At 67.7% G+C, this 303-nt stretch carries 1 pseudogene; it reads right to left on the minus strand.

From position 1 onward, the window contains the following. Positions 1-123 precede the first annotated feature (123 nt). A pseudogene (locus tag ADK66_RS31785) lies at positions 124-303 on the minus strand (polyketide cyclase); the annotation flags it as partial.

Genomic DNA, 303 nt, shown 5'->3' on the forward strand with positions numbered 1-303 from the left:
AAGCAACTCCTGGGGCCCCATCGCGGGTGTTGCTAAACGAACACCTAGGTCGACCGCCCGAGCCGTCCGGCTGAAACCCGTGAGGAGCAGCCGTGAGGGGTTCGCCCCGTACGGCTTGCCCGGTCACTGGTCCGGTTGTCCCCCCTGCTCGGCGAGCCGCTTGAGGGTCAGCAACTGCCTGCGGGCCATCACCAGATCCCCGAGACTCAGCCCGATGGCGAGCTCCCGGTTCGTCCGCATGACGACCTTGAGCAGCAGGCGCGTGGTGTTCGCCGCGTCCGGCACCACGACGTACGACAGGAC

The organism is Micromonospora sp. NRRL B-16802 (genome assembly GCF_001279555.1).
GTDB lineage: Bacteria > Actinomycetota > Actinomycetes > Mycobacteriales > Micromonosporaceae > Micromonospora > Micromonospora profundi.